This window comes from Ectobacillus antri (assembly GCF_003852715.1).
Lineage (GTDB): Bacteria > Bacillota > Bacilli > Bacillales > Bacillaceae_G > Ectobacillus > Ectobacillus antri.
Window position 1 is genome coordinate 73,110 of record NZ_RIAV01000006.1, and the last position, 24,059, is coordinate 97,168.

At 40.6% G+C, this 24,059-nt stretch carries 21 protein-coding genes; 6 read left to right on the top strand and 15 right to left on the bottom strand.

Annotated elements, in window-relative coordinates; all coding sequences use genetic code 11:
• The first annotated feature begins 16 nt into the window (after positions 1-16).
• Complete coding sequence (ytvI, locus tag EEJ45_RS08080; protein WP_124564304.1) at positions 17-1,132, top strand: sporulation integral membrane protein YtvI; 1,116 nt, start codon at positions 17-19, stop codon at positions 1,130-1,132.
• Between the two features lie 256 nt (positions 1,133-1,388).
• Here ytvI and EEJ45_RS08085 read toward each other — a convergent pair whose 3' ends face one another.
• From EEJ45_RS08085 to dnaE, 8 genes are all read right to left on the bottom strand, one after another.
• On the bottom strand, positions 1,389-1,766 hold the full coding sequence (locus tag EEJ45_RS08085; RefSeq protein WP_124564305.1) for an FxsA family protein: 378 nt from the start codon (positions 1,764-1,766) through the stop codon (positions 1,389-1,391).
• A 49-nt stretch (positions 1,767-1,815) separates the two neighbouring features.
• Positions 1,816-3,573, bottom strand: a complete 1,758-nt coding sequence (gene pyk, locus EEJ45_RS08090; protein WP_124564306.1) for a pyruvate kinase — start codon at positions 3,571-3,573, stop codon at positions 1,816-1,818.
• 53 nt (positions 3,574-3,626) lie between these two features.
• Entirely contained in the window at positions 3,627-4,586 is a 960-nt protein-coding gene (pfkA, locus tag EEJ45_RS08095; protein ID WP_124564307.1) for a 6-phosphofructokinase, read from the bottom strand.
• Between the two features lie 304 nt (positions 4,587-4,890).
• Positions 4,891-5,859, bottom strand: a complete 969-nt coding sequence (accA, locus tag EEJ45_RS08100; protein WP_124564308.1) for an acetyl-CoA carboxylase carboxyl transferase subunit alpha — start codon at positions 5,857-5,859, stop codon at positions 4,891-4,893.
• Positions 5,847-6,716, bottom strand: a complete 870-nt coding sequence (accD, locus tag EEJ45_RS08105) for an acetyl-CoA carboxylase, carboxyltransferase subunit beta (protein WP_124564309.1) — start codon at positions 6,714-6,716, stop codon at positions 5,847-5,849. Before accD ends, accA begins: the two co-directional genes overlap by 13 nt.
• 106 nt (positions 6,717-6,822) lie before the next feature.
• Positions 6,823-7,401 carry a FadR/GntR family transcriptional regulator gene (locus EEJ45_RS08110; RefSeq protein WP_124564310.1) on the bottom strand — a complete coding sequence of 193 codons (579 nt, stop codon included), beginning with the start codon at positions 7,399-7,401 and terminating at the stop codon, positions 6,823-6,825.
• A gap of 14 nt (positions 7,402-7,415) precedes the next feature.
• Positions 7,416-8,651 carry an NADP-dependent malic enzyme gene (gene ystJ / locus EEJ45_RS08115; protein ID WP_124564311.1) on the bottom strand — a complete coding sequence of 412 codons (1,236 nt, stop codon included), beginning with the start codon at positions 8,649-8,651 and terminating at the stop codon, positions 7,416-7,418.
• A 105-nt stretch (positions 8,652-8,756) separates the two neighbouring features.
• Positions 8,757-12,086, bottom strand: a complete 3,330-nt coding sequence (dnaE, locus tag EEJ45_RS08120; protein ID WP_124564312.1) for a DNA polymerase III subunit alpha — start codon at positions 12,084-12,086, stop codon at positions 8,757-8,759.
• Between the two features lie 304 nt (positions 12,087-12,390).
• On the opposite strand from dnaE, the gene ytrH reads away from it, so the two are divergent.
• Both ytrH and ytrI read left to right on the top strand, forming a co-directional pair.
• A complete protein-coding gene (gene ytrH, locus EEJ45_RS08125; RefSeq protein ID WP_124564313.1) occupies positions 12,391-12,726 on the top strand; it encodes a sporulation membrane protein YtrH in 336 nt (111 codons plus the stop codon).
• The gene (gene ytrI / locus EEJ45_RS08130) at positions 12,723-13,223 is read left to right on the top strand and encodes a sporulation membrane protein YtrI (protein WP_124564314.1); all 501 of its coding nucleotides are present in this window, start codon (positions 12,723-12,725) and stop codon (positions 13,221-13,223) included. Before ytrH ends, ytrI begins: the two co-directional genes overlap by 4 nt.
• A gap of 20 nt (positions 13,224-13,243) precedes the next feature.
• Here the strand turns inward: ytrI and EEJ45_RS08135 are convergent, their stop codons facing one another.
• Positions 13,244-14,182 carry a DHH family phosphoesterase gene (locus tag EEJ45_RS08135; RefSeq protein WP_124564315.1) on the bottom strand — a complete coding sequence of 313 codons (939 nt, stop codon included), beginning with the start codon at positions 14,180-14,182 and terminating at the stop codon, positions 13,244-13,246.
• 279 nt (positions 14,183-14,461) lie between these two features.
• Here EEJ45_RS08135 and EEJ45_RS08140 point away from each other — a divergent pair, with 279 nt between their 5' ends.
• Positions 14,462-14,761 carry a YtpI family protein gene (locus EEJ45_RS08140; RefSeq protein WP_124564316.1) on the top strand — a complete coding sequence of 100 codons (300 nt, stop codon included), beginning with the start codon at positions 14,462-14,464 and terminating at the stop codon, positions 14,759-14,761.
• 180 nt (positions 14,762-14,941) lie between these two features.
• Here EEJ45_RS08140 and EEJ45_RS08145 read toward each other — a convergent pair whose 3' ends face one another.
• On the bottom strand, positions 14,942-16,255 hold the full coding sequence (locus EEJ45_RS08145) for a DRTGG domain-containing protein (protein WP_124564317.1): 1,314 nt from the start codon (positions 16,253-16,255) through the stop codon (positions 14,942-14,944).
• A 439-nt stretch (positions 16,256-16,694) separates the two neighbouring features.
• Positions 16,695-17,378 carry a metal-dependent hydrolase gene (locus EEJ45_RS08150; RefSeq protein WP_124564318.1) on the bottom strand — a complete coding sequence of 228 codons (684 nt, stop codon included), beginning with the start codon at positions 17,376-17,378 and terminating at the stop codon, positions 16,695-16,697.
• Between the two features lie 154 nt (positions 17,379-17,532).
• On the opposite strand from EEJ45_RS08150, the gene EEJ45_RS08155 reads away from it, so the two are divergent.
• Entirely contained in the window at positions 17,533-18,630 is a 1,098-nt protein-coding gene (locus EEJ45_RS08155) for a M24 family metallopeptidase (protein WP_124564319.1), read from the top strand.
• Positions 18,631-18,693: 63 nt separating this feature from the next.
• On the opposite strand, the gene ald is transcribed toward EEJ45_RS08155, so the two are convergent.
• Positions 18,694-19,818 (bottom strand): alanine dehydrogenase, encoded by a 1,125-nt coding sequence (gene ald / locus EEJ45_RS08160; RefSeq protein WP_124564320.1) that lies wholly within the window; start codon positions 19,816-19,818, stop codon positions 18,694-18,696.
• 119 nt (positions 19,819-19,937) lie between these two features.
• Positions 19,938-20,690 carry an SDR family oxidoreductase gene (locus tag EEJ45_RS08165; protein WP_124564321.1) on the bottom strand — a complete coding sequence of 251 codons (753 nt, stop codon included), beginning with the start codon at positions 20,688-20,690 and terminating at the stop codon, positions 19,938-19,940.
• A gap of 175 nt (positions 20,691-20,865) precedes the next feature.
• Here EEJ45_RS08165 and EEJ45_RS08170 point away from each other — a divergent pair, with 175 nt between their 5' ends.
• The gene (locus EEJ45_RS08170) at positions 20,866-21,318 is read left to right on the top strand and encodes a universal stress protein (RefSeq protein WP_380018260.1); all 453 of its coding nucleotides are present in this window, start codon (positions 20,866-20,868) and stop codon (positions 21,316-21,318) included.
• 27 nt (positions 21,319-21,345) lie between these two features.
• On the opposite strand, the gene argH is transcribed toward EEJ45_RS08170, so the two are convergent.
• Together argH and EEJ45_RS08180 are read right to left on the bottom strand one after the other, a co-directional pair.
• Positions 21,346-22,725 carry an argininosuccinate lyase gene (gene argH, locus EEJ45_RS08175; protein WP_124564323.1) on the bottom strand — a complete coding sequence of 460 codons (1,380 nt, stop codon included), beginning with the start codon at positions 22,723-22,725 and terminating at the stop codon, positions 21,346-21,348.
• Positions 22,722-23,930: an argininosuccinate synthase gene (locus EEJ45_RS08180; RefSeq protein WP_124564324.1), complete on the bottom strand. Its 1,209-nt coding sequence runs from the start codon at positions 23,928-23,930 to the stop codon at positions 22,722-22,724. The genes argH and EEJ45_RS08180 overlap by 4 nt, the downstream gene beginning before the upstream one ends.
• Positions 23,931-24,059 lie beyond the last annotated feature (129 nt).

Consider the following 24,059-nt stretch of genomic DNA (forward strand, 5'->3'; position numbering starts at 1 on the left):
ATAGGGAGGAGAGCTATTGACCAAGAATACGTTATACGCAGGACTTCGTCTGCTATTTGTTTTGAGCGCAATATATGCCATTATTCACCTACTGTTTTACTCATCCGGGCTCATTTATCCCTTTATTATTGCATTCATCATCGCGTACCTCATTAATCCCATTGTCAACTTTTTAAACAAAAAGTCTCACATTCCGCGCGCACTAGCAGTATTTCTGACTCTTGTGCTTATTTTTGGAGCTCTAGTTGGTATCGTAACACTGCTTATCATCGAAACTATCGCTGCTTTAAATTATTTGTTAGCTATTCTTCCGGAACAATTTCCTCGCCTTGCAGCGTACATCCAAGATGTATTTGTCCACAATATTATGCCGCTGTACAATGATTTAAACATGAGATTCAACCGCCTTGGTGAATCTCAACAACAAACCATTACAGAGAACATCCAGAACTTAGGAATTGATTTAACAAATAAAGCAAAGTTACTTTTAACAGGAATTATCACCGGACTAACAAGCTTTTTAGGTGCACTTCCCAACATTGTTACCGTGCTCATTTTTATTTTACTTGCTACGTTTTTTATCAGCAACGATTGGTACAGGATGGCATATGGTTTAGAACGAGCCCTCCCCGGAAAACTGCAAGGATACGGACAAACTATTTTTGAAGACTTACGAAAAGCATTATTTGGGTTTATTCGCGCTCAATTTACCCTTATTTCTATGACTACTATTATTGTATTAGTTGGCTTGCTTCTGCTCCGCGTCCCTTACGCCATTACCATCGCATTGATTACCGGCATGGTAGATCTACTTCCCTACCTAGGTACTGGCGCGGTATTTGTGCCATGGATTTTATATGTATGGTTTACAGGTGATACCGCCTTTGCCATCGGTTTGCTCATTTTGTATGTTGTTGTTATTATTCAAAGACAACTTATGGAACCAAAAGTACTTTCTTCCAATATAGGTCTTGAACCACTTCCTACTTTAATTGCACTTTTCGTAGGTTTTAAGCTATACGGACTGCTTGGTCTTATTATTGGTCCTGTTGTGCTGGTCGTATTAAAAACACTGTACGATGCACGTGTGTTTCACGATTTGTGGGTATTCATAAAGGGGAAAACGCAATAAGAATACGCAAACAATTGACCTCTAGAACTAAGCAACAGCTAGACATTTCATGCTTTCTTCCTATTAAAAAGAGGCTGAAACAAAAGGTTTTTGACCAAAGAAAAGTCCGAACTATTAGTCAGAATTCTCTACTCAGAATTCCATTTAGTTCGGACTTTTTATTTATTCTCTATTCTTTCGATTTTAGAGTTACATGATTTAGTTATGTCCTAGCCTCTTTTTGTTCTACACCTTCTGTGCACACTAATAAAACCTGTTAAAAGACTTGCTTACGCCTTATTTGCGCTTCCATTTTCTTTAAAATAAGCTGTTTAACCGGCACTCTCGTTGCAGAAAGCAACAAGATAACTCCTGCTATGTCGGTTACGTATCCGGGTGTCATAAGTAATATACCACCCACTAAAATACAAATACCATCCAATACAGCATCACCTGGTAGTTCTCCGCGCTCCATACGCGTGCGTATGTCCTGCAATAACGATGTACTTTGTCGTTTCGCTAAAAATGCTCCGATTACCGCCGTTACAATCATAATGGCGAATGTAGGTATCGCTCCGATCCATTGTACTGATGTCAACAATACGAACACTTCCGTCGCCGGTATTAGAATCAATAATAAGACCAATAGCTTCATCTTCATCCCCCTATGAAAAAGAGAAGGATATGTATCCTTCTCTTTTATATTATAATACTACTGCGTGACCGTTATATACGATACCGCGTGCAGCATCAACTGTAATTTCTTGACCGTCTTTTAAGATTGATGTTGCATTTTGCACGCCAACCATTACAGGAATACCAATAGATACTCCCACAACTGCAGCATGGCTTGTTAAGCCGCCTTCTTCTACTACAAGAGCTGCTGCCTTTTCAATTGCTGGCATCATGTCTTTATCAGTGCTTGTCGCAACAAGAATATCGCCTTCTGTCATTTTTGCAAGCGCCTCATCTGCATTTTTAGCGATAACAGCTTTTCCCTTTGCAGATTTACGCCCAAGACCTTGACCTTTCACTAGTTGCTCGCCCACAACATGAATTTTCATTAAGTTTGTTGTACCTGTTTCGCCAATTGGTACACCTGCTGTAATGACAACCGTATCACCAAATCCGATAATGCCTGCTTCCATACCTGTATGAATTGCAGTATCAAGCATCTCATCTGTAGACGTTGCTTTCTCATTCGCCAAGTATGCTTGCACGCCCCATACAAGTGCAAGCTTGCGGCATACATGCTCATCTGATGTCACTGCTACAATTGGAGATTTTGGACGATATTTAGAAATCATTTTTGCTGTATATCCACTCTCTGTAGGCGCTACAATTGCTGCCACATCAAGCGTCATCGCTGCATGTGCAACAGATTGACTAATCGCATCTGTAATAGACGCTTTTGCCTCTTTCATGCGCTTGCGGAAAATATCTTGGTATTGTAAAGAACGTTCTACACGAGAAGCAATTGTTGCCATCATTTTTACAGACTCAACCGGATACAAACCAGCTGCTGTTTCTCCAGACAACATAATAGCATCTGTACCATCAAAAATCGCATTTGCTACATCACTTGCTTCAGCACGCGTTGGACGTGGATTACGTTGCATGGAATCCAACATTTGTGTTGCTGTGATAACCGGTTTACCAAGCAAATTGCACTTTTTGATAAGACGTTTTTGTACAAGAGGTACTTCTTCAGGTGGAATTTCAACACCCATATCCCCGCGCGCTACCATTAAACCGTCAGAAACCTCAAGAATTGCATCAATGTTGTCAATTCCTTCTTGGTTTTCAATCTTTGGAATGATTTGAATGTGCGAAGCTTTATGTTCAGCCAAAAGTTCACGAATTTCAAGTACGTCAGACGCTTTACGAACGAAAGATGCCGCAATAAAGTCTACACCCTGTTCAATACCGAATACGATATCTTGTACATCTTTTTCTGTAATACCTGGCAACTTGATGCTTACGTTTGGTACGTTTACACCTTTTTTGTTTTTTACAATCCCGCTATTCAACACTTTTGTGCGAATCTCACCGTTTGCTTTTTCTAATACTTCTAATTCAATTAGACCATCGTCAATTAAAATACGTGAACCTGTTTCTACATCATCATATAAACCAGCGTAAGTAACAGAGAACTTCTCAGCTGTTCCTAGTACCTGCTCTGTTGAAATCGTTACCTCTGCACCTGTTTTTAATTCTGCTTGTCCGTTCTCAAAATCGTGCGTACGAATTTCTGGACCTTTTGTGTCAAGCAAAATTGCAACTGTTTTTCCTGCTTGCTTCGCTGCTTCACGAATGTTTTGAATACGAGCCGCGTGCTCTTCATGACTACCGTGAGAGAAATTTAAACGTGCTACGTTCATGCCTGCTTCCATCAATTGTGTTAGCTTCTCAATGCTTTCACTTGCAGGCCCTATCGTACATACAATCTTTGTTTTACGCATAACATACCTCCGCCTTTATTGGAAACGTTCCCAAATTACTTGCAATATCTGTATTAAATAGACAGCTCTTTAGATAGCTGGTACATATCCATCTCAATTGTGTGCTTTTGTGCCAACGCTTCAATGATATCATGGTCAACAATTTTATTGTTTTGGATACCCACGCAACGTCCGCCTCTACCTTCCATTAACAGTTCAACAGCCCTTGCTCCTAAACGGCTTGCTAACACACGGTCTGTCGCACTTGGAGAACCACCGCGCTGTACGTGTCCCAATACTGTTACACGTGTTTCTAAATCTGTCGCAGCTTCAAGTTTCTTACTGAAATCTACCGCACTACCTACACCTTCAGCTACAATAATGATACTATGTTTTTTACCGCGCTCATGACCGCGTTTTAAACGTGCAATAACATCTTCCATATCATAATTCGCTTCCGGTACTAAAATTGTTTCTGCACCGCCTGCCAATCCTGCCCATAGAGCAATATCACCAGCATGACGCCCCATTACTTCAATTACATATGTACGCTCATGAGAAGTAGCTGTATCACGAATTTTATCGATTGCATCGATTACTGTATTTAACGCTGTATCAAAACCAATTGTAAAATCTGTTCCCGGAATATCGTTGTCAATTGTACCAGGCACCCCTACACATGGAAAACCATGTTCTGTGAGTTTTTTCGCACCTTGATAAGATCCGTCTCCACCAATTACAACAAGACCTTCAATACCAAACTTTTTCAACTGTTCAATACCTTTCATTTGACCTTCTAAGGTTTTAAACTCAGGACATCTTGCTGAATAAAGCTTCGTACCGCCACGATGAATAATATCACCTACAGAACCCAGTTCTAACTTCTCGATTTGACCAGCAATTAAACCAGAATAGCCATGATAAATTCCATATACTTCCAAGTCATGGTAAATTGCCTTTCGAACAACAGCTCGAATAGCAGCATTCATTCCAGGTGAATCGCCACCGCTTGTTAACACACCTATCCGTTTCATCCGCACTCACCTCAATACATTATTTGCCTTTCACGAACTACCTACAGTTTTTCCAAAATTAAAATACTTTAATAGCCTAATTCATGTAAAGGACACTTTTTCCTCATCATATTTTATCACTACATTTCCTACTTATGCAATTTATCTTCTGCTTCTTCTTAAACAAACAGGTAAGACTTCATGCCACATCGTTAAAATACACGAAAACAATGAAAAATACAATGGAAAATATGTGGCTATTTATAAAAATGAAACCGTTTTATAATAAGCAGCAATGAAAAACGCGCGATCATGAGAACGCACGTTATACTGTAGACTGTATAGAAAAGGTACTTTCACCCATTTTCATATATTTATGATAGCGCTGTTCAATGAGTTGATTCGGCTTCATCTTCAATAATGTTTCTAGTGCTTTTGTTAACACTTCATCAATATACAACGCTTGCTGCGAAATATCACGATGTGCACCGCCACGCACTTCAGGAATAATTTCATCGATTACATCCAATCGCTTTAAATCTGATGCGGTTATCCCCATCGCTTCCGCCGCTTCCTTCGCCTTAGATGCATCCTTCCACAAAATGGCGGCTGCTCCTTCTGGAGAAATAACGGAATACGTCGAATTTTCAAGCATATAAACGTAATTTCCTACCCCAAGACCAAGCGCACCCCCGCTACCACCTTCACCGATAACGATGCAAACAACAGGTACTGTTAATCCCGCCATTTCGAACAAATTACGCGCAATTGCTTCACTTTGTCCACGCTCTTCCCCAGCCTTACCAGGATACGCACCTTTCGTATCAATAAAACAAATAATAGGTCGTTTAAATTTCTCTGCCTGCTTCATCAAACGCAATGCTTTACGGTATCCCTCAGGATGAGGCATTCCAAAGTTGCGGCGGATATTTTCTTTAGTATCTTTACCACGCTGATGACCAATAACGGTCACTGGCAGCCCTTTATACTTTGCGATACCGCCAACGATGGCCGCATCATCGCCATACAAGCGGTCACCATGACACTCAAAGAAGTCTGTGAACAGTCGTTCAATATAATCCAATGTAGTCGGTCGTTCCGGATGGCGAGCAATTTGGACTCTATCCCAAACGCCCATGTTGCTGTAAATCTCATTTTCCAAGTTTTCAAGTTTGGCTTCTAATATACGAATTTCTCCGCTAAAGTCCATACTGCTGTTTTTCGTATATTCTTTTAACTCCTGAATTTTGTTCCGTAGCTGTGATATAGGTTTTTCAAACTCTAGCTCTGCCATATCGTCGTTTCCTCCCCTTGATGAAGTTCCACAACTTTGCGCAATGTCTCCCGCATTTCCAAACGATTGATAACTGCATCCAACTGCCCATGATCCAATAAAAATTCTGCCGTTTGAAAATCTTCCGGTAGCTCTTCGCGTACAGTTTGCTCGATTACACGGCGACCAGCAAAGCCAATCAGTGCACCTGGTTCTGCAAAATTATAATCACCGAGTGAAGCAAAGCTCGCTGACACCCCTCCAGTGGTTGGATGTGTCATAACCGAGATAATAAGACCGCCTTCTTCGCTATATTGTTTTAATGCTACGCTCGTTTTCGCCATTTGCATTAAGCTCAAAATACCTTCCTGCATGCGAGCTCCGCCTGAAGCAGTAAAAATAATGAAAGGAACACGAAGCTCTCTCGCTTTTTCCACTGCCCTTGCGATTTTTTCCCCTACAACAGAACCCATACTTCCCATACGGAAACGAGCATCCATAACAGCTACGACAACTAACATATCGTCAATGGTACCTTCACCTGTAACAATAGCTTCATTTAAATTGGTTTTCTTTCGGTCGCCTTCTAGCTTTTCCTCGTAACCAGGAAAATGAAGAGGATTTACTGAAATCATCTCTTTGTCATATTCGCGAAACGTACCTTCATCAAGCAAGCTTTCTAAACGCTCATACGCATTCATTTGATGGTGATGTCCACAGTTGATACAAACCTTTAAATTTTTTAAAAGCTCTTTTGTATACATAATTTTTTTACAGCTTGGACATTTTGTCATCACGCCGTCTGGCACGTCTTTTCTCATTTGCTCTGAAGGAACAGCCGCGTATTTCTTTTTCTTTAAGAATAGATCTCTTAGCATATTAACCCCCTCCTTTAGGAACGCCGCCTGCATCGGAATAACCCGTGTCAAGCTAACTTTTATCTATACTTTACTCGTAGTGTGATACGATATTTGTCATAACGTGTCACAATTGTCTCGACAAATTTAGAGCATCATGTAAGCGCAATGCCTCCGCTTCGTCGCGCTTTCCGATTGCTTCCTGCAATTGCGTATACAATTCACGCGTAGATTCCTTTTCTAGGTCAGCTGCATACTCACTAACAATAAACCAAATTCGATATAACAAATGATTATCCGTACGCTTAAAAACATCCTTCCAAAAGGCATGCTCATTTTCGAAATCTGGATTGCTCCATACACTCTCTTTTGTACACAACAATCGAATAGCGTCCCGTTCAATTAAACTCTTTACTTGAAGCAGGTCACCCTTTGTTTTTTCATCCTGCAAGACAAAGCCCGCAATCAATTGAACGATTCCGTGCTCGTAGTTTCTAATAAATGTTCCTTCGCCACGCCGCGTTTCAATGAGTCCAACAAGTTCAAGAGCTCGAAGTGCTTCTCTTACAGATGACCTGCCGACATTCAACCGAACGCTTAGATCTCTTTCAGAAGGAAGGCGGTCACCAGCCGCCAATCCATCTTCCTTCATAATCATACGAATTTGTTGAACAATCTCAAGATACACCTTAGACTGCGCTGTCAATACACATTCCTCACTTATTTGCCAATCATGGCTAAGTCTTTTGTTTTTTGGGCCACTTCTTGTGGATCCACTTTGCGTCTTGCAACTCCAGTTTCCATTGCTGCTTTTGCAACATAGGCGGCTACTTGCGGTGCAACACGTGGATCGAACGGTCTTGGAATGATATAATCCGCTGTCAACTCTTCATCAGAGACAAGCTCTGCGATAGCTTGTACAGCAGCGATTTTCATATCTTCGTTAATTTGTGTTGCGTGCGTATCAAGTGCACCCCGGAAGATTCCAGGAAATGCCAATACATTGTTTACTTGGTTCGGGAAATCGGAACGTCCTGTTCCAACTACCGCAGCCCCTGCCGCTTTCGCTTCTGCTGGCATAATTTCTGGATTTGGATTTGCCATAGCAAAAATGATTGCATTTTCGTTCATTGTACGAATCATTTCCTGCGTTAACGCACCTTCTACAGACACACCGATAAATACATCCGCACCTTTGATTACATCTTCTAACGTACCTTGCAGACGATCACGGTTTGTATATTTTGCTATCTCATCTTTTACCGCGTTCATGCCTTGCGTACGTCCTTCATAGATAGCACCCTTTGTATCACACATAATAATGTCGCGTACACCATAGTGGTATAAAAGTTTCATAATCGCAATTCCTGCTGCACCCGCACCGTTTGCAACAACTTTAATATTCTTCATTTGTTTGCCTACAAGTTTTAATGCATTTACAAGACCCGCTACTGTTACGATTGCAGTACCGTGCTGATCATCGTGGAAGATTGGAATATTTGTTTCTTTTTTCAAACGCTCTTCAATGATAAAGCAATTTGGTGCTGCGATATCTTCTAAATTCACACCGCCAAATGTTGGCTCGAGTAACTTCACGGTTTCAACAATTTTATCCACATCGTTTGTATTTAGTGCTAGCGGAAATGCGTCTACACCTGCAAAGCTTTTAAACAGTACAGCTTTTCCTTCCATAACAGGCAGTGATGCTTCTGGACCGATGTTCCCTAGACCCAGCACAGCTGTGCCATCAGTTACTACCGCTACCATATTGCCCTTCATTGTATATTCATATACTTTTGTTTTGTCATCGTAAATTGCTTTACATGGCTCTGCTACGCCAGGAGAGTACGCAAGACTTAAATCTTTTGCGTTTTCTACTTTTACTTTTGATACTGTTTCTAGTTTTCCTTGATGCACTCTATGCATGTGAAGTGCTTCTTCACGAAGTGTTGACAAACCATCCACTCTCCTCAATATCTTTTATTGCCTCGATTGTTCTTTAGTGGTCTGACCACAAGTGCTACTTTTTACTATACGAGATATTCGAAAAAAAATCCATCATTATTTACAAACAACATTTTTTTCACCCGCGATTTTCTTAAGCGCTTGTAAACATTCTTCACTTGGTTGAACAAAAAGCATACGTGATAATTGTATCATTTTATGTTCTTTTTCATAATAAATTAAAGTTTTCGCATAGCCAGGATAGTGATAAGCATTGGTCATGACTTCCTGTTGTATACGTTTATCAGCTTCAGATGGCAGTTTAATATACACAACACTTTCCCTATGTCGTTCATACGCATCAGGCTCATCTAATTTATACAACCCTGTAACTACCCATTGCTTTTTACCATTCCTCACCCCAAACGTTCCCTCTATTAGCATTAATTGATTTTCCATAATTTGATGACCAAACATCAAATACGTGTCTGGAAACATCACTGCTTCTACTTCTGTTTCATCACCTAATGTTAAAAAAGCCATCTTCTGAAGATTCTTTGTTCGGATAATGTTACTTCTTGTAATGAACGCTATGACGCGAACAGATTTCTTTGTCTCTTCTGACGCTTTTTGCAGAGAAGGCAGACCAAGCTCTTCGATTAACTTCTTGTAGGGCGTAATAGGAGATGCGGATACATAAAAACCAATTACCTCTTTTTCTCGCTGCAGCATTTCCATAACATCAGGCTCTATCGCCTCTTTATACATTGGTTTCGGAATCAATTCTTCGTCTAAAAATATACTCTCTTCAGCAGGTCTCACAAGTTCCCGGTATTCAAGAGCTGTATCCAAACTCGCAAGTAAGGTACTGCGAGATGCAAATTCATCAAAGCACCCGGCATAAATGAGCGTCTCCAAGTTGCGGCGTGCCACAACGCGTGACGGTAGCCGTACACAAAAATCAAAGAAATCTCTATATTCCCCTTTCTGTCGCTCTTCTATTATTTCTTTGACCGTCGCAGCCCCTATATTTCGAATTGCAAGCAAACTGTATCTGATACTCCCTTGTTCTGGTTCGAATCGATACCCACTGCTTTGAATGGACGGGGATAAAATTGTAATTCCTTTGCGCTTAGCTTCATTCACATACTGCGACAGCTTTTCCTCATTACCGATTGCACTTGACAATAGAGCTGCCATAAAAGCGAGTGGATAGTTAGCTTTTAAGTACGCAAGCTGGTAAGAAATCATACTATATGCGGCAGCATGGCTACGATTGAATCCATAATCCGCAAAGCGGACAATCAAATCATACATTTCATTGGCTGCTTGTTCCTCATAACCATTTTGTAAGCATCCATGTACAAAATGGCGACGCTCTTCGTCTAGAATATCACGTTTCTTTTTACTGACCGCACGGCGCAATAAATCGGCTTCTCCGAGAGAAAATCCCGCAATTTGCGAAGCAATTTGCATAATCTGCTCCTGATATACAATCACGCCATATGTTCGCTTTAAAATTGGTTCTAAATGGGGATGTATATAATGAATCTCATGCCGGCCGTGCTTAGCTTCAATAAAATTTGGAATTTGCTCCATAGGTCCTGGCCGGTACAACGCATTGACAGCTACAAGGTCTTCAAATGTATTTGGTTGTAAGTTCTTTAATACATTTCGCATGCCTTGTGACTCAAGCTGAAATACGCCTGTCGTGTCTCCTTCTCCAAGTAAACGAAATGTGTTTTCATCATCAAGCGGTAGTTCCTGGAGATCAATATCCTTTTTTTCTGTACGTTTTATGTAGCGAATGACATTCTCAAGCACAGTAAGGTTACGAAGCCCTAAAAAATCCATTTTCAGCATACCGATTTCTTCAAGCGCTTCCGCTGGATACTGCGTAATATACACTTCATGTCCTTCTTGAATAGCTACATGTTCAGTTAACGGTTCATCACTTACAATCACACCTGCTGCGTGTACAGATGTATGACGTGGCAATCCCTCAGCCTGCCGGGCAAGTTCAAAGATACGTTCATGTAAAGGTGTACTGTGAACGTATTCTCGTAATCTTTCGGATTGGTGATAAGCCGACTCCAAATTCGTACCTGGCTTTGATGGGATGGCTTTTGAAAATCGATCAATTTCTTTTGGATCCAGCCCGTGTGCTCTGGCAATATCACGTACAGCCGCCTTAGCTGCCAATGTCCCGAACGTAACGATTTGAGCAACATGGAGTGCTCCGTATTTATTTGCCACGTAGCGGATAATTTCATCTCGACGAATATCTGGAAAGTCAATATCAATGTCCGGCAATGTGATACGCTCTGGATTTAAAAAACGCTCAAACAGCAGATCATACGCAATGGGGTCAATATCGGTAATCTGTAGCACATACGAGACAAGAGAACCTGCTGCAGAACCTCGTCCCGGTCCCGTCAAAATGTTTTGTTTATGGGCATATTGCATAAAATCCCATACGATTAAGAAATAATCGCTAAAGCCCATGCGTGCAATGACTTCTAATTCATGATGCAAACGTTCATGATAACGTGCATCCGCATGGGGACAGCGCGTTTTCAACGCCTGTTCACACAGACTGCGTAAATAGTGATCTGCTGTTTCTGCGACTGGTACAGGAAACTTCGGTAAACGCTGCACACCAAGTTCAATTTCCACTTCACACTTTGCAGCAATTTCCGTTGTATTTACAAGCGCTTCAGGAACATCACGAAACAGCCTTTCCATTTCTTGTGGTGATTTTAACCAATATTCTTCCGACTCCATCCGTGTGCGCTTTTCATCCGTAACAAGTACACCTTCCTCAATACAAAGCAAACAATCGTGTAACGAAGCCTCTGATTTATGAACATAACGTACATCATTTAATGCCACTAATGGAACGCCGGTTTCTAAATGCAATTGATATAATCTTGCTTGCAACCACTGTTCCTGCATCAAATCATGATTTTGGATGCTCAGGTAAAAAGATGAAAACATAGATTTATACTGCTGGATCGTCTCAAGCGCTTCTTGTTCTTGACGATTTAATAGTTTTTGTTCAATCTCCCCTTGTTGGCCTGGGGAAATCGCAATAATTCCTTCAGCATAGCGAGACAACCACTGTTTTGGAATACCTGCTTTTGCTTTTGTCATAATACTGCTGGAAATTTTAATTAAATTTCGATAGCCGATTTCATTCTCTGCCAGTAGTACCAGTGGATATGAAGTATCTTCCCCCAAAACAGAAGCAGTTAAGCCAATAATGGGCTTGATGCCCTCTTTCTTACAAGTTTGATAAAATGGAATAACGCCGTACATGACATTTTCATCTGTAATGGCCAGCGCCTCCATACCTAGTTCTTTTGCACGCTTTACTACCTGTTCAATCGCGCATGTACTTTTTAATAAACTGTATACGGTTTGACACTGTAAATGTACAAAATTCACTCGTACGCCCTCACTTTTTATTCTTTGTTTTCATTATAAGAGTCGACTTCAGGTAAATCAAAACATACTCCTTGTCCCTTGGCCATATATATGAATAGGATGGCTGTGCTAAAGCTCGATGTTGCCAATCAAAAACAAACTTTCAAGAGCAAAAAAAATACTATCCTTTTAGACTGGAGTGAAGAACGAACATATCATTGCGGTCATTACTGAAAAAGCATATGCCTAGTAAACCATGGTGATTTGCGTGCACTTTGTTATTTACATATGCTATTCACGCTTACATAAGTAAGGGAGGACAAATATGGAGGTTAAACAAACATTTTTATCACTGCTAATTACTAGTTATTTTATTGCATTTGGTGTGATGCTGGGTGGTTCTTTGATTGGCGGGCTAGGTTCATTTCTTATGGGGCAGCCTCCTTTGACAATGATTGCACGCTTTGCAGATACATTGCGAATTTGGGCGCTGATAGCCGCTATTGGTGGTACCTTTGATACCTTTTACAGCTTAGAACGCGGCTTGTTTCAAGGTGAAATTCAACATGTATTTCGCCAAGGTTTATTAATTTTATTTGCTGCAGGTGGCATGCAAACTGGCTTAACGGTCATTAAATGGTTAACGGATGAGCATGTATGAGAATACCACCTCTCTATCGCTTCCCCTTATGGCGCGTAGCTTTTGCGAGTATGGTAATCGGTGGCATCATTAGCTGGGGGATTTTTTTATTTGTGTACGGCGAACTGCAAGAGAAGCAACAGCGCCTTTTATTAATGCAGCAAAATGAAATTAATCAATTAGAAAAAGCATATCACCATCTAATGGAAGATAAGCAAAGAAGCAATGAGGAAATAAGAAAAACGCTAACAGTACAAGATATACAGATTGAAATTATCAATCATGATGAGCTGCGTTTAGATAGCTTGGCTGTTCACAGCTTAACAACCGATATTAAGGGAGAACTCCAAAATTTATTAAACAAGAGCGTTTCCACGGTTGCTGATCATAAAGAGCTGTTATGTAAAGCAATTGAAAATAAAATATACAAACGCGATGAATTTTTATATCGCTTTGAGGTCCGTACGATTTACTTTGATACAACACTGAATATCTCTTTAAAAATAGGGCGAGCTTGATGCACAAGCTCGCCTTATTTTTAGTATCCTTCACAAAGAGCTGTGAGTTCAGCTACTACACGGTCTGCTTCGTCCCATGAATATACTGTCGCACCGGAAGCTAGCGGATGTCCACCGCCATTGTATTTCATAGCTAACGTATTAATTACAATTCCTTTTGAACGCAAGCGTACACGAATGGAATCTTCCTCTTCCAAAAACAATACCCACGCTTTTAACCCTTCGATATTTCCTAATATACTTACTACACCTGAAGCTTCTGAAGGCTTTACATCAAATTTTCGTAATACATCACGTGTAATTTTGACAAAGGCTGCACCTTGTTCGTTCATCTCGAAATTTTGTAAAATATATCCGTTCAATTTAGCCAAACGAGGGCTTGTCCTATACATTTCTTCATACAGGGTTGGAAACGAAACACCCATCTCCGTTAACTCAGATGCATAACGAAGCGTTTTCGCTGATGTGCTTGGATAAATAAATCGGCCCGTATCTCCTACAATACCAGCAAAAATAAGACGAGCTGCCTCTATGCCCATGCGAAGCCCTGACTCTTTACCATGAAGGTAGAGCTCATAAATCATCTCACTACAAGAACTTGCCGATGTTTCCACCCACAGCATATCGCCGTATGGATCTTCGTTTGGATGATGATCAATTTTAATCACATAAGCTCCTGTTTTGTAACGTTGATCGCACACACGCTCTTGATTTGCCGTATCACATACAATTACAAGTGCTTCTTCATATGTACGGTCATCTATTTGATCCATCACACGCATATAAGATAGTGTTTCTTCATCCGCACCGACCATATAAACACGCTTATCTGGAAACGAATCTTGAAGCATAACACCAAGACCACATTGCGAGCCAAGTGCATCAGGATCTGGGCGAACATGACGATGAATGATAATGGTGTCATACTGTCTAATTTTTTCTAAAATTTGCTCTTTCATTTCCTTCCCTCCTTTTTATATCTATCATTATATACGAAAAGACTTCATCTATCAGAATATTTTCGCTAAAATAAGAAGTAATGAACGAAGAACTGTTTTTAGATTGGAGAGAAGAATGGGCGCTATGCTGTTGTCATTGGGGATTATAAGATGTTCGTGTTAGGTATTCGCTGTATATCCCATTCCCTTAGGCAAGGACTAATGCTGCAAGTAATCCAATTTTCTTTCTCGTTCAAGAAGAATATTTGTTTTCCATTAACCACAAATGGGGGATTATGCATGCTTATTTTCGTATTTTTAATCATCGTTTCATTTGTACTTTATTTATTCTACAAAACAAGATATTTTCGAACGCAGCGCCCAATGGAAAAACGTTGGTTGTCCGGAAAATCAGGAATTGCACTAGGGCTCTTTGTCGCATTCTTTGGTGTGAATCAGTTTTTTGTATGGGACACGACCACAAGCCGTGTTGTAGGCGCAATTTTCCTTATATACGGAGGATTAGTTGCTTATAATGGATTTCGTCAGTATAAACATTTTCTTCCGCTCGCTATTAAGGAAGCTGAAGAGTTGAAATAAGAAAACACAAAGAGGCTGGGACATAACTGAAGTAACTTTAAAGACGAGAGAATAGGGAATAACTGATACTAATAAAGGAAAAATCCGAACTAAATCGAGTTCTGTGTGAAGAATTCCGACTAATAGTTCGGATTTTTCTTTGGTTGAAAACCTTTTGTCCTATCCTCTTTTCATATGGCATTAACGATCAATAAGCTGTACCATTAACAATGCTTTACCAACCACATCACCCTCTTGATATACCTCGACATCAACCTTTCCAAATTTGCGACCAATCTCCATGACATTCGGTGTAACTTCAATCACTGTATCAATTTGAATGGGTTTAACAAAGTAGATGGTTAAGTTTTCAACAATCAGATCTCCTTTTTTATAAGAACGAAGTATCCGGTTTGTTGCTTCGGTAACAATTGTTGTAAATACACCATATGACAGTGTCCCGATTGAGTTTGTCATTTGCGGTGTTACAGAGAAACGATATACATTTTCAGTTTTTGCTTCTTTTGTATTTATGAATTGATTGGTTACAATATCTTCAATCGTTTCTCCAACCTGTGGCTGGCGTTGAATCATCTGAAGTGCTTGCAATACATCCTGCCTGCTGATAATACCTTGTAAACGATTGCCCTCATCAACAACCGGCAACAATTCAATTCCTTCCCAAACCATCATACGCGCCGCAGATGCCACAGAAATTTTTCCACTGACTGTAATCGGACTTTTAGTCATTACCTTTTCAATCAGTGTATGAACCGGCACCCCAATTACATCTTTAGATGTAATCATACCAATTACTTTCATGCTGTCATCAACAATCGGATAGCGTCCATGCATCGTTTGCTCATTATGACGATGCCACTGCTCGACTGTATCCTGCGGCTTTAGAAAAATCGTTTCTTCAAGGGGCGTTAAAATGTCCTCTACTAGTACAATTTCTTTTTTTATGAGTTGATCATAAATGGCACGATTGATTAATGTTGCCACTGTAAATGTATCATAGCTACTTGAAATAATCGGCAACTTCAATTCGTCTGCAAGGCGCTTTACATGTTCTTCTGTATCAAAGCCACCTGTGATTAAAACTGCCGCACCGGCTTCAAGTGCCAATTGATGCGCCTGTGTACGATTCCCAATAATCAGTAGATTTCCTGCTCCTGTATACCGCATCATAGCTTCGAGCTTCATGGCACCGATAACAAATTTGTTCAGCGTTTTATGTAAACCCTCTCTTCCACCAAGCACCTGACCGTCAACAATGTTGACAACTTCTGCATAGGTGAGCTTTTCAATGTTTTCTTTCTTTTTCTTTTCAATGCGAATGGTACCCACACGTTCAATCGTACTTACATAGCCTTTATTTTCCGCATCTTTAATCGCTCTGTAGGCAGTTCCCTCGCTGACATTCAAATCCTTTGCGATTTGCCGGACCGAAATCTTGTGTCCTACCGGCAAGCTGTTGATATGTTCTAATATTTGATTATGTTTCGTAGCCAAGTAGCTTCACCAATCTTTCTTTCCGCATTATTGTGTGTATTGCCAGTATACTATAATTCCCAAACTGTTACACTGCAAACTCGTGAAACTGTATTATTTTTTTAATAACAACATCCTCTTTCCTAAAGGAAACAGTATGATAAAAGTAGAATATAACGGAATTAAAACGTTAGGAGGACTCCCGTTGAAGCCACAACCTGTTATATTCCTATGCTTCTTTAGCTTACTACTTATCTGTATACAAACGAATCTTATACTGTTTTCCTGTGTGCTTGGTTTGTATGTCATCTACTCTTATGCGACCAAGCAACCACGTACTTGATATTGGACAATGGTTTTATTCAGCATAGGATTTCTTGTCTACACCTCTTCACATATACAAGCAAAAATAACACAGCTATGTTACAAAAAGGCAGCGAATTTCGCTGCCTTTTCTCTCTTATAATTCAATGGCTTCTCCGACTGTAAGTACACGCCCTTTATCTTTCGGTAAACGTTGCACAAACGCATGGGGATCTTGTTCGATGACCGGAAATGTATTGTAATGCATCGGCACTGTCACTTTTGCTTGTAACCACTCCGCCGCAAGTGCCGCATCATCCGGCCCCATCGTAAAGTTATCTCCTATTGGTAAAAACGCCACATCAATTTCATGATGAGAGCTAATCAGCTTCATATCAGAAAACAATGCTGTATCCCCTGCATGATATACTGTTTTTCCTTCTGCAGTGACTAAAATACCAGCCGGCATACCTGTATATGTAATGGTCTTTGTTTCTTCATCTGTATACGAAGAGCCATGAAACGCTTGTGTTAATTTAACTGTACCAAAGTCAAACGTATGCGCTCCTCCGATATGCATCGGATGTACTTTGACACCCTTCCAACCCAAAAATGTTGCTAGTTCAAATGGTGCCACAACTAGTGCATTATTTTCCTTTGCGAGCGCAACTGTATCTCCTACATGGTCATTATGGCCGTGTGTCAATAAGATTACATCTACTTTCACATCTGCAGCACGCAAATCAGTTGTAGGGTTTCCCGTTAAAAATGGATCAATTAAAATGACTTTGTCCTTCACTTCAATTTTCACTACTGAATGACCATGATACGAAACTTTCATCAACTTCTCCTCACCTTCGGGCAAATGTTATAACCGCTCATGTTCATGATACACAAAACAGTAACACTGTGCCAATCATACAATCTCATCTCCTTGCTTGTCATAAAACCGGTAAACAGGTAAAGTTAAAGAAAAGCAAATGGAGGCGACAGAAATGGAACATCGTTTACATAATTTGATGAGTTGGTTACAAGAGCAAGATATTGAGGCGGCGTTTATTACATCCACTTCCAACGTATTTTACTTAACAGGTTTTCATTGTGAACCGCATGAGCGTTTACTCGGTGTATTTGTATTTCAAGAAAAAGAACCGATTTTAATTTGTCCAAAAATGGAAGAGGGACAAGCAAGAAGCGCAGGCTGGCCGCATGAGATTATTGGCTTTAGTGACACAGATAACCCTTGGGCATTTATCGGGCAAGCCATTCAAAAACGTGATATTTCAGTAAAAACAATTGCGGTTGAGAAGGAACATTTAAACGTGGAGCGCTACGAAGAATTGTTAGCATTATTTTCGGGTGCAGCTTTCGTTGCAGCGGAAGCTAAGCTTCATGAACTCCGCCTGATTAAAGATGAAAAGGAATTAGCCATTTTACGACAAGCTGCATATATGGCTGACTGGGCTGTTGAGCTTGGCGTCAGTCAAATTACGGAAGGTAAGTCTGAAATGGAAATCCTAGGAACAATTGAATATGAACTCAAGAAAAAAGGCATCAGCAAGATGTCGTTTGACACAATGGTTCTTGCTGGTGCCAACTCGGCACTTCCACATGGAGAGCCAGGTACAAACCAAATTAAACGCGGTGATTTTGTATTATTTGATTTAGGTGTAGTAATCGATGGCTATTGCTCTGACATTACACGCACTGTCGCTTTTGGAGATATTTCTGAAGAACAGCGAAACATTTATGACACCGTGTTAACGGCACAGCTAAAAGCAATCGAAGTAAGTAAGCCAGGCGCTGCCATTGATACAGTAGACCGAGCAGCTCGTTCTTATATTGAAAATGCCGGCTATGGTGCTTATTTCCCACATCGACTTGGACATGGTCTCGGCATTAGCGTTCATGAATATCCGTCTTTAACAGATGCAAATCCATCACCGCTTCGTACCGGTATGGTGTTTACTATTGAGCCAGGTATATATGTACCAAATGTGGGGGGCGTGCGCATTGAAGATGATATTTATGTCACGGCTGATGGGGTAGAAATTTTAACGAAGTACCCGAAAGAACTGCAAATAATAAAATAATCTTACTTCGTCTATACAACAAGAGGGTGTTTCGTATATTCCGAAACACCCTCTTTGTATTTATTATTGTACCAAAGTCAAAGCAGATACCGCATCCGCATACTCGAAGCCATGCGCTTGTGCAACGGCTTCGTATGTAACATAGCCGTTCAATGTATTAATGCCTTTCAATAATGCAGAATTGTCTAAGCAGGCCTGCTTATAGCCTTTGTTTGCAATCTGTACAGCGTAAGGTACCGTCACATTCGTCAAAGCAATGGTTGATGTACGTGGTACGGCTCCCGGCATATTCGCAACGGCATAATGCACCACACCTTCTTTTACATAGGTAGGCTCATCATGTGTTGTGATGCGATCTGTTGTTTCAAAAATACCTCCCTGGTCAATTGCGATGTCGACCACAACAGAACCCGGCTCCATGGACTGAATCATTTCTTTTGTAACAAGCTTAGGCGCTTTTGCTCCTGGAATTAAGACAGCACCTATTACAAGATCAGATTCTTTTACAGCTTCTGCAATATTATACGGATTAGAAATTAACGTAGTGACCTGATGACCAAAAATATCATCTAGTTGACGTAAACGATCTGGATTTAAATCAATAATAGTAACATCTGCGCCCAATCCGACTGCCACCTTAGCGGCATTTGTGCCTGCAACACCGCCGCCGATAATGGTCACCTTACCACGTTTTACACCTGGCACACCGCCCAATAAGATTCCTTTACCACCCTCAGGCTTTTCCAAAAATTGTGCACCAATTTGTGCTGACATACGACCTGCCACCTCGCTCATTGGCGTTAATAGAGGCAACGATTGATTTGGAAGCTGAACCGTCTCGTAAGCAATACCTACTACTTTATTATCAATTAATGCTTTTGTTAGCGCCGGTTCTGGTGCTAAATGCAAGTATGTAAACAAAATCAGACCTTCACGAAAATAACCGTATTCGCTTGGAATTGGCTCTTTCACTTTCATCACCATTTCCATAGACCACGCTTCGGCAGCTGTATCTACAATTGATGCCCCTGCTTCTACATACTGCTCGTCTGGAAATCCAGAACCGATACCCGCACCTTTTTCAATATATACTTCGTGGCCGCTTCGCACCAAATGTACAACGCCAGCCGGCGTCATAGCGACGCGGTTTTCATTATTTTTAATTTCCTTCGGTACTCCAATACGCAATGTAATTCCTCCTCGTATACGAAACTGAAAACACAAGCTGTATTATAAGAATATCCTGTCTGTACTATATTGTAACACGCCGATACATACAATAACACGCTTTGAGGTATTTTTCTCTATTAGCGGTGACGGTGAATAACATCCATGCCCCCTGTGACTTCTAGGCACGTACCTGTAATCATGTCTGCATTTTCATCACAGAAAAACAATACAGCACGTGCAATATCTTCTCCTGTACCAGATCGACCGATTGGCGTCCGAAAATCAGATTGTATACGAGCCGCTACAATTGACGCTTCTTTCATACCACCAGCAATATCTCCTGGACATACCATATTAGACGTAATACCATATTCGGCTTCTTCATAAGCAATCGTTTTTGTTAAAGAAACCAATCCTACTTTGGCAGCGGCAAATGCAGAACGATAAATCCATCCTGCAGCACTGTCAGCTCCCTGAAATCCATAATTTACAATACGTCCAAATCGCTGTTCACGCATAATAGGAATAACACGTTTTAACAAATAAAATACAGCACTTAAGTTACCATTAATAAGCGTTTCCCATTCTTCTTCTGTATATTCAGCCATTTTTTTGCGCTCAAATATATAGGGTCCTGCATTATTGATTAAGCAATCAATTCTACCGAATTTTTTCATTGTTTCATCAACAATACGGTATAAATCTTCTTTTTTGGTTACATCAGCTTGAATAAATTGTGTATACTCATTTTCATAGGTATCACGTAACTTTGCCATCGCTTCATCGTCACTTCGATACGTGACTGTGACAGTATAGTCTTTTCGCAAAAACTCCTCCATCACCCTTTTACCGAGACCTTTTGAGCCAGCGGTAATCAATGCGTGTCTCATACGATTCCTCCTTTGAAACCCTTCTATCACATATGTAACAATTTATAAGCAAAATTACAAGCAAGACATCTTTTTATCTGTCTGAATTTTGTAACATTCGACTCGATTAAAGTATATTGATTTTATATATAATAAGGGTATAGAAAGTTACTTTGCATGTAGGAGGGGTTTTATTATGACAGCTTACCGAAATATTCTCGTAGCAGTGGACGGCTCGAAAGAAGCTGAAAAAGCCTTTAAAAAAGCCATACATGTTGCAAAGCGCAATCAAGCTAAACTCACAATTACACATATTGTAGACATTAAGGCCTATTCCGCTGTGGAGGCTTATAGCAACGTGATTGCAGAGCGTGCCAATTCCTTTGCAGAGGATTTACTAGAAGGTTATAAAAAAACTGCCTTAGACGAAGGACTGCAAGTAGAAGCGGTGCTGGAATTCGGGAACCCTAAATCGAAAATTTCTAAAGATGTTGCACCTAAGCACAATGTTGACCTTATTGTGTGCGGAGCAACTGGTTTAAATGCAGTTGAACGCTTTTTAATCGGTAGCGTTTCTGAACACATTATTCGTTACGCTACTTGCGATGTATTAGTGGTACGAGGCGAAGAAGAGCAAGGTAAACTTTGAAAAGCTGCCGGTTTCCCGGCAGCTTTCTTATTGACAACTATATAATTTTTGCTTTGCCTTATCCAAAGCCGCATATACCTGATCAAATCCAGTTCCGCCCGCGCTGTTACGGCGGCGTACCGCTGCTTGTGGCGACAGTACTTCGTATAAGTCCTCCTCAAATAATGGACAAGCCTTCTTATACGCGGTCAGCGGCAAATCCAATAAATAAATTCCTTGCCGAATACATTGCAACACAAGGCGCCCAACAACTTCATGTGCTTGTCGAAACGGCAAACCTTTAGCAGCTAAATAATCGGCAATTTCCGTTGCGTTTGAAAAATCCTGTTGTACAGCTTTTCCCATTTTATCTCGATTGACCTTCATGGTTTCAATCATACCCGTCATCACGAGGAGACTTGTACCAATGGTTTTCACCGTATCAAACATACCTTCCTTATCTTCTTGCAAATCTTTGTTATAAGCAAGTGGCAGACCTTTCATAACCGTCAATAAACCAAATAAGTTGCCATACACACGTCCTGTTTTACCACGAATGAGTTCGGCCATATCCGGATTCTTTTTTTGCGGCATAATGCTGCTTCCCGTCGCATACGCATCACTCATTTCAATAAATTGAAACTCTTGACTGCTCCATAAAATCAATTCCTCACAAAAACGTGACAGATGCATCATAAGGATAGAAGAATGACTTAAAAATTCCAAAATAAAATCGCGATCGCTCACCGCATCCATGCTGTTTTCATACATGCCGTCAAATTGAAGTAGAGATGCCGTATAGGCACGATCAATTGGAAACGTAGTGCCGGCAAGCGCACCTGCTCCTAAAGGCGAGATATTAATGCGCTTTAGTGCATCTTCGTAACGCTCTATATCTCTTTGTAGCATCCAATAGTATGCAAGTAAATGATGCGCGAAGGAAACAGGCTGCGCGCGTTGCAGATGTGTATAGCCTGGCATAACCGTTTCCACATGCTGCTCTGCCTGTATCACTAATGCCTCTTGCAATCCTTTAACCTTTTCAATAATGTTCTTTACTTCTTTGCGAAGATATAAGTGCATATCTGTCGCAACTTGATCGTTGCGGCTACGTGCCGTATGCAGCTTACCGCCCACTTCTCCGATTTCATCAATTAGCATTTTCTCAAGGTTTAAATGGATATCTTCATTCGCAACAGTAAATACCAGCTCTTCTTTTTTGGCTTTTTCAAGCAATGTGTACAGCCCTTTTTTAATTACGTTCACATCTTGCTCCTCTAAAATACCGCAATGTCCAAGCATCGTGACATGGGCAAGACTTCCTTCCAAATCCTCTATGACTAGCTTTTGATCAAAGGCGATAGAGGCACCAAACTCCTCTACCCACCCTTCTGCCTCTGCCGTAAAACGACCTCCCCACAGCTTCATACGTTCACCTTTTCTCTGCCGTTCACTTCACTGTATACCTTTGTCGGCAAACCGAATAATTCAATAAATCCAACAGCTGCACCATGATTGAACTGATCTTCCTGTGTGTATGTCGCAAGCTTTTCATTATAAAGAGAATGAGGCGATTTTCTTCCTTCTATGATGGCATGCCCCTTAAATAACTTCACGCGCACTTCTCCTGTAACTTGCTTTTGCGTTTCTTGCAAAAACGCTAGTAGTGCTGTTTTTAAAGGAGAGAACCATAATCCATTGTAAATGAGCTCCGTCAATTTATGCGCAATAATCGGCTTAAAGTGAGCAACATCTTTTGTTAGGGTTAAATCTTCTAGCTCTTTATGCGCTTTGATAAGCGTCACTGCAGCTGGACATTCATACACCTCACGAGATTTAATTCCAACAAGGCGATTCTCTACATGGTCAATACGGCCAATACCGTGCTTTCCAGCAAGAGTATTCAGCTCTAAAATCAGCTCATGCAGCGGATATACTTTTCCATTTAAGGAAACTGGAACACCTTCTACAAAAGCAATTTCAACGATATCAGCCATATCAGGTGTTGCTTCAATTGGTGTTGTTAAATCATAAGCACCTTCTGGCGGCGCAGCCCAAGGGTCTTCCAGCACCCCACATTCACATGCTCTTCCCCATAAATTCGCATCAATTGAATATGGGTTATCTAAATCAATTGGAATAGGAATGTTGTGCTTCATCGCGTAAGCAATTTCTTCTTCACGGGACCAGCTCCATTCACGTACAGGTGCAATAACCTGTAAATCAGGGTTTAATGCTTTAAATGAAACTTCAAAGCGGACTTGGTCATTGCCTTTTCCCGTACAGCCGTGCGCAACAACAGAAGCCCCTGTTTTTTCAGCAATCTCAACAAGTTTCTTTGAAATTAATGGACGTGATAACGCTGATACAAGTGGATATTTACCTTCATACAGTGCATGACTTTGCAAAACCGGTAATACATATTGCTCTGCAAATTCTTGTTTTGCGTCAATTGAATACGATTCAATCGCACCTACTTGCAACGCTTTTTGTTTAATAAATTCAACATCTTTTCCTTCACCTACATCAAGCCCTACCGCAACAACATCATACCCTTGCTGCTGTAACCATTTAATAGCCACCGATGTATCCAATCCTCCTGAATATGCTAAAACAACCTTTTGCTTTGTCATATATATCCCCCTCTATTTAAGTATATTTATTCAATAAATTTAATTTATATTCATAAATATACTTTAACAGCTTTACAAAACTCACGCAACTATTATTTTTCCTTTTCTAGATTTCATTCGAGATTTACA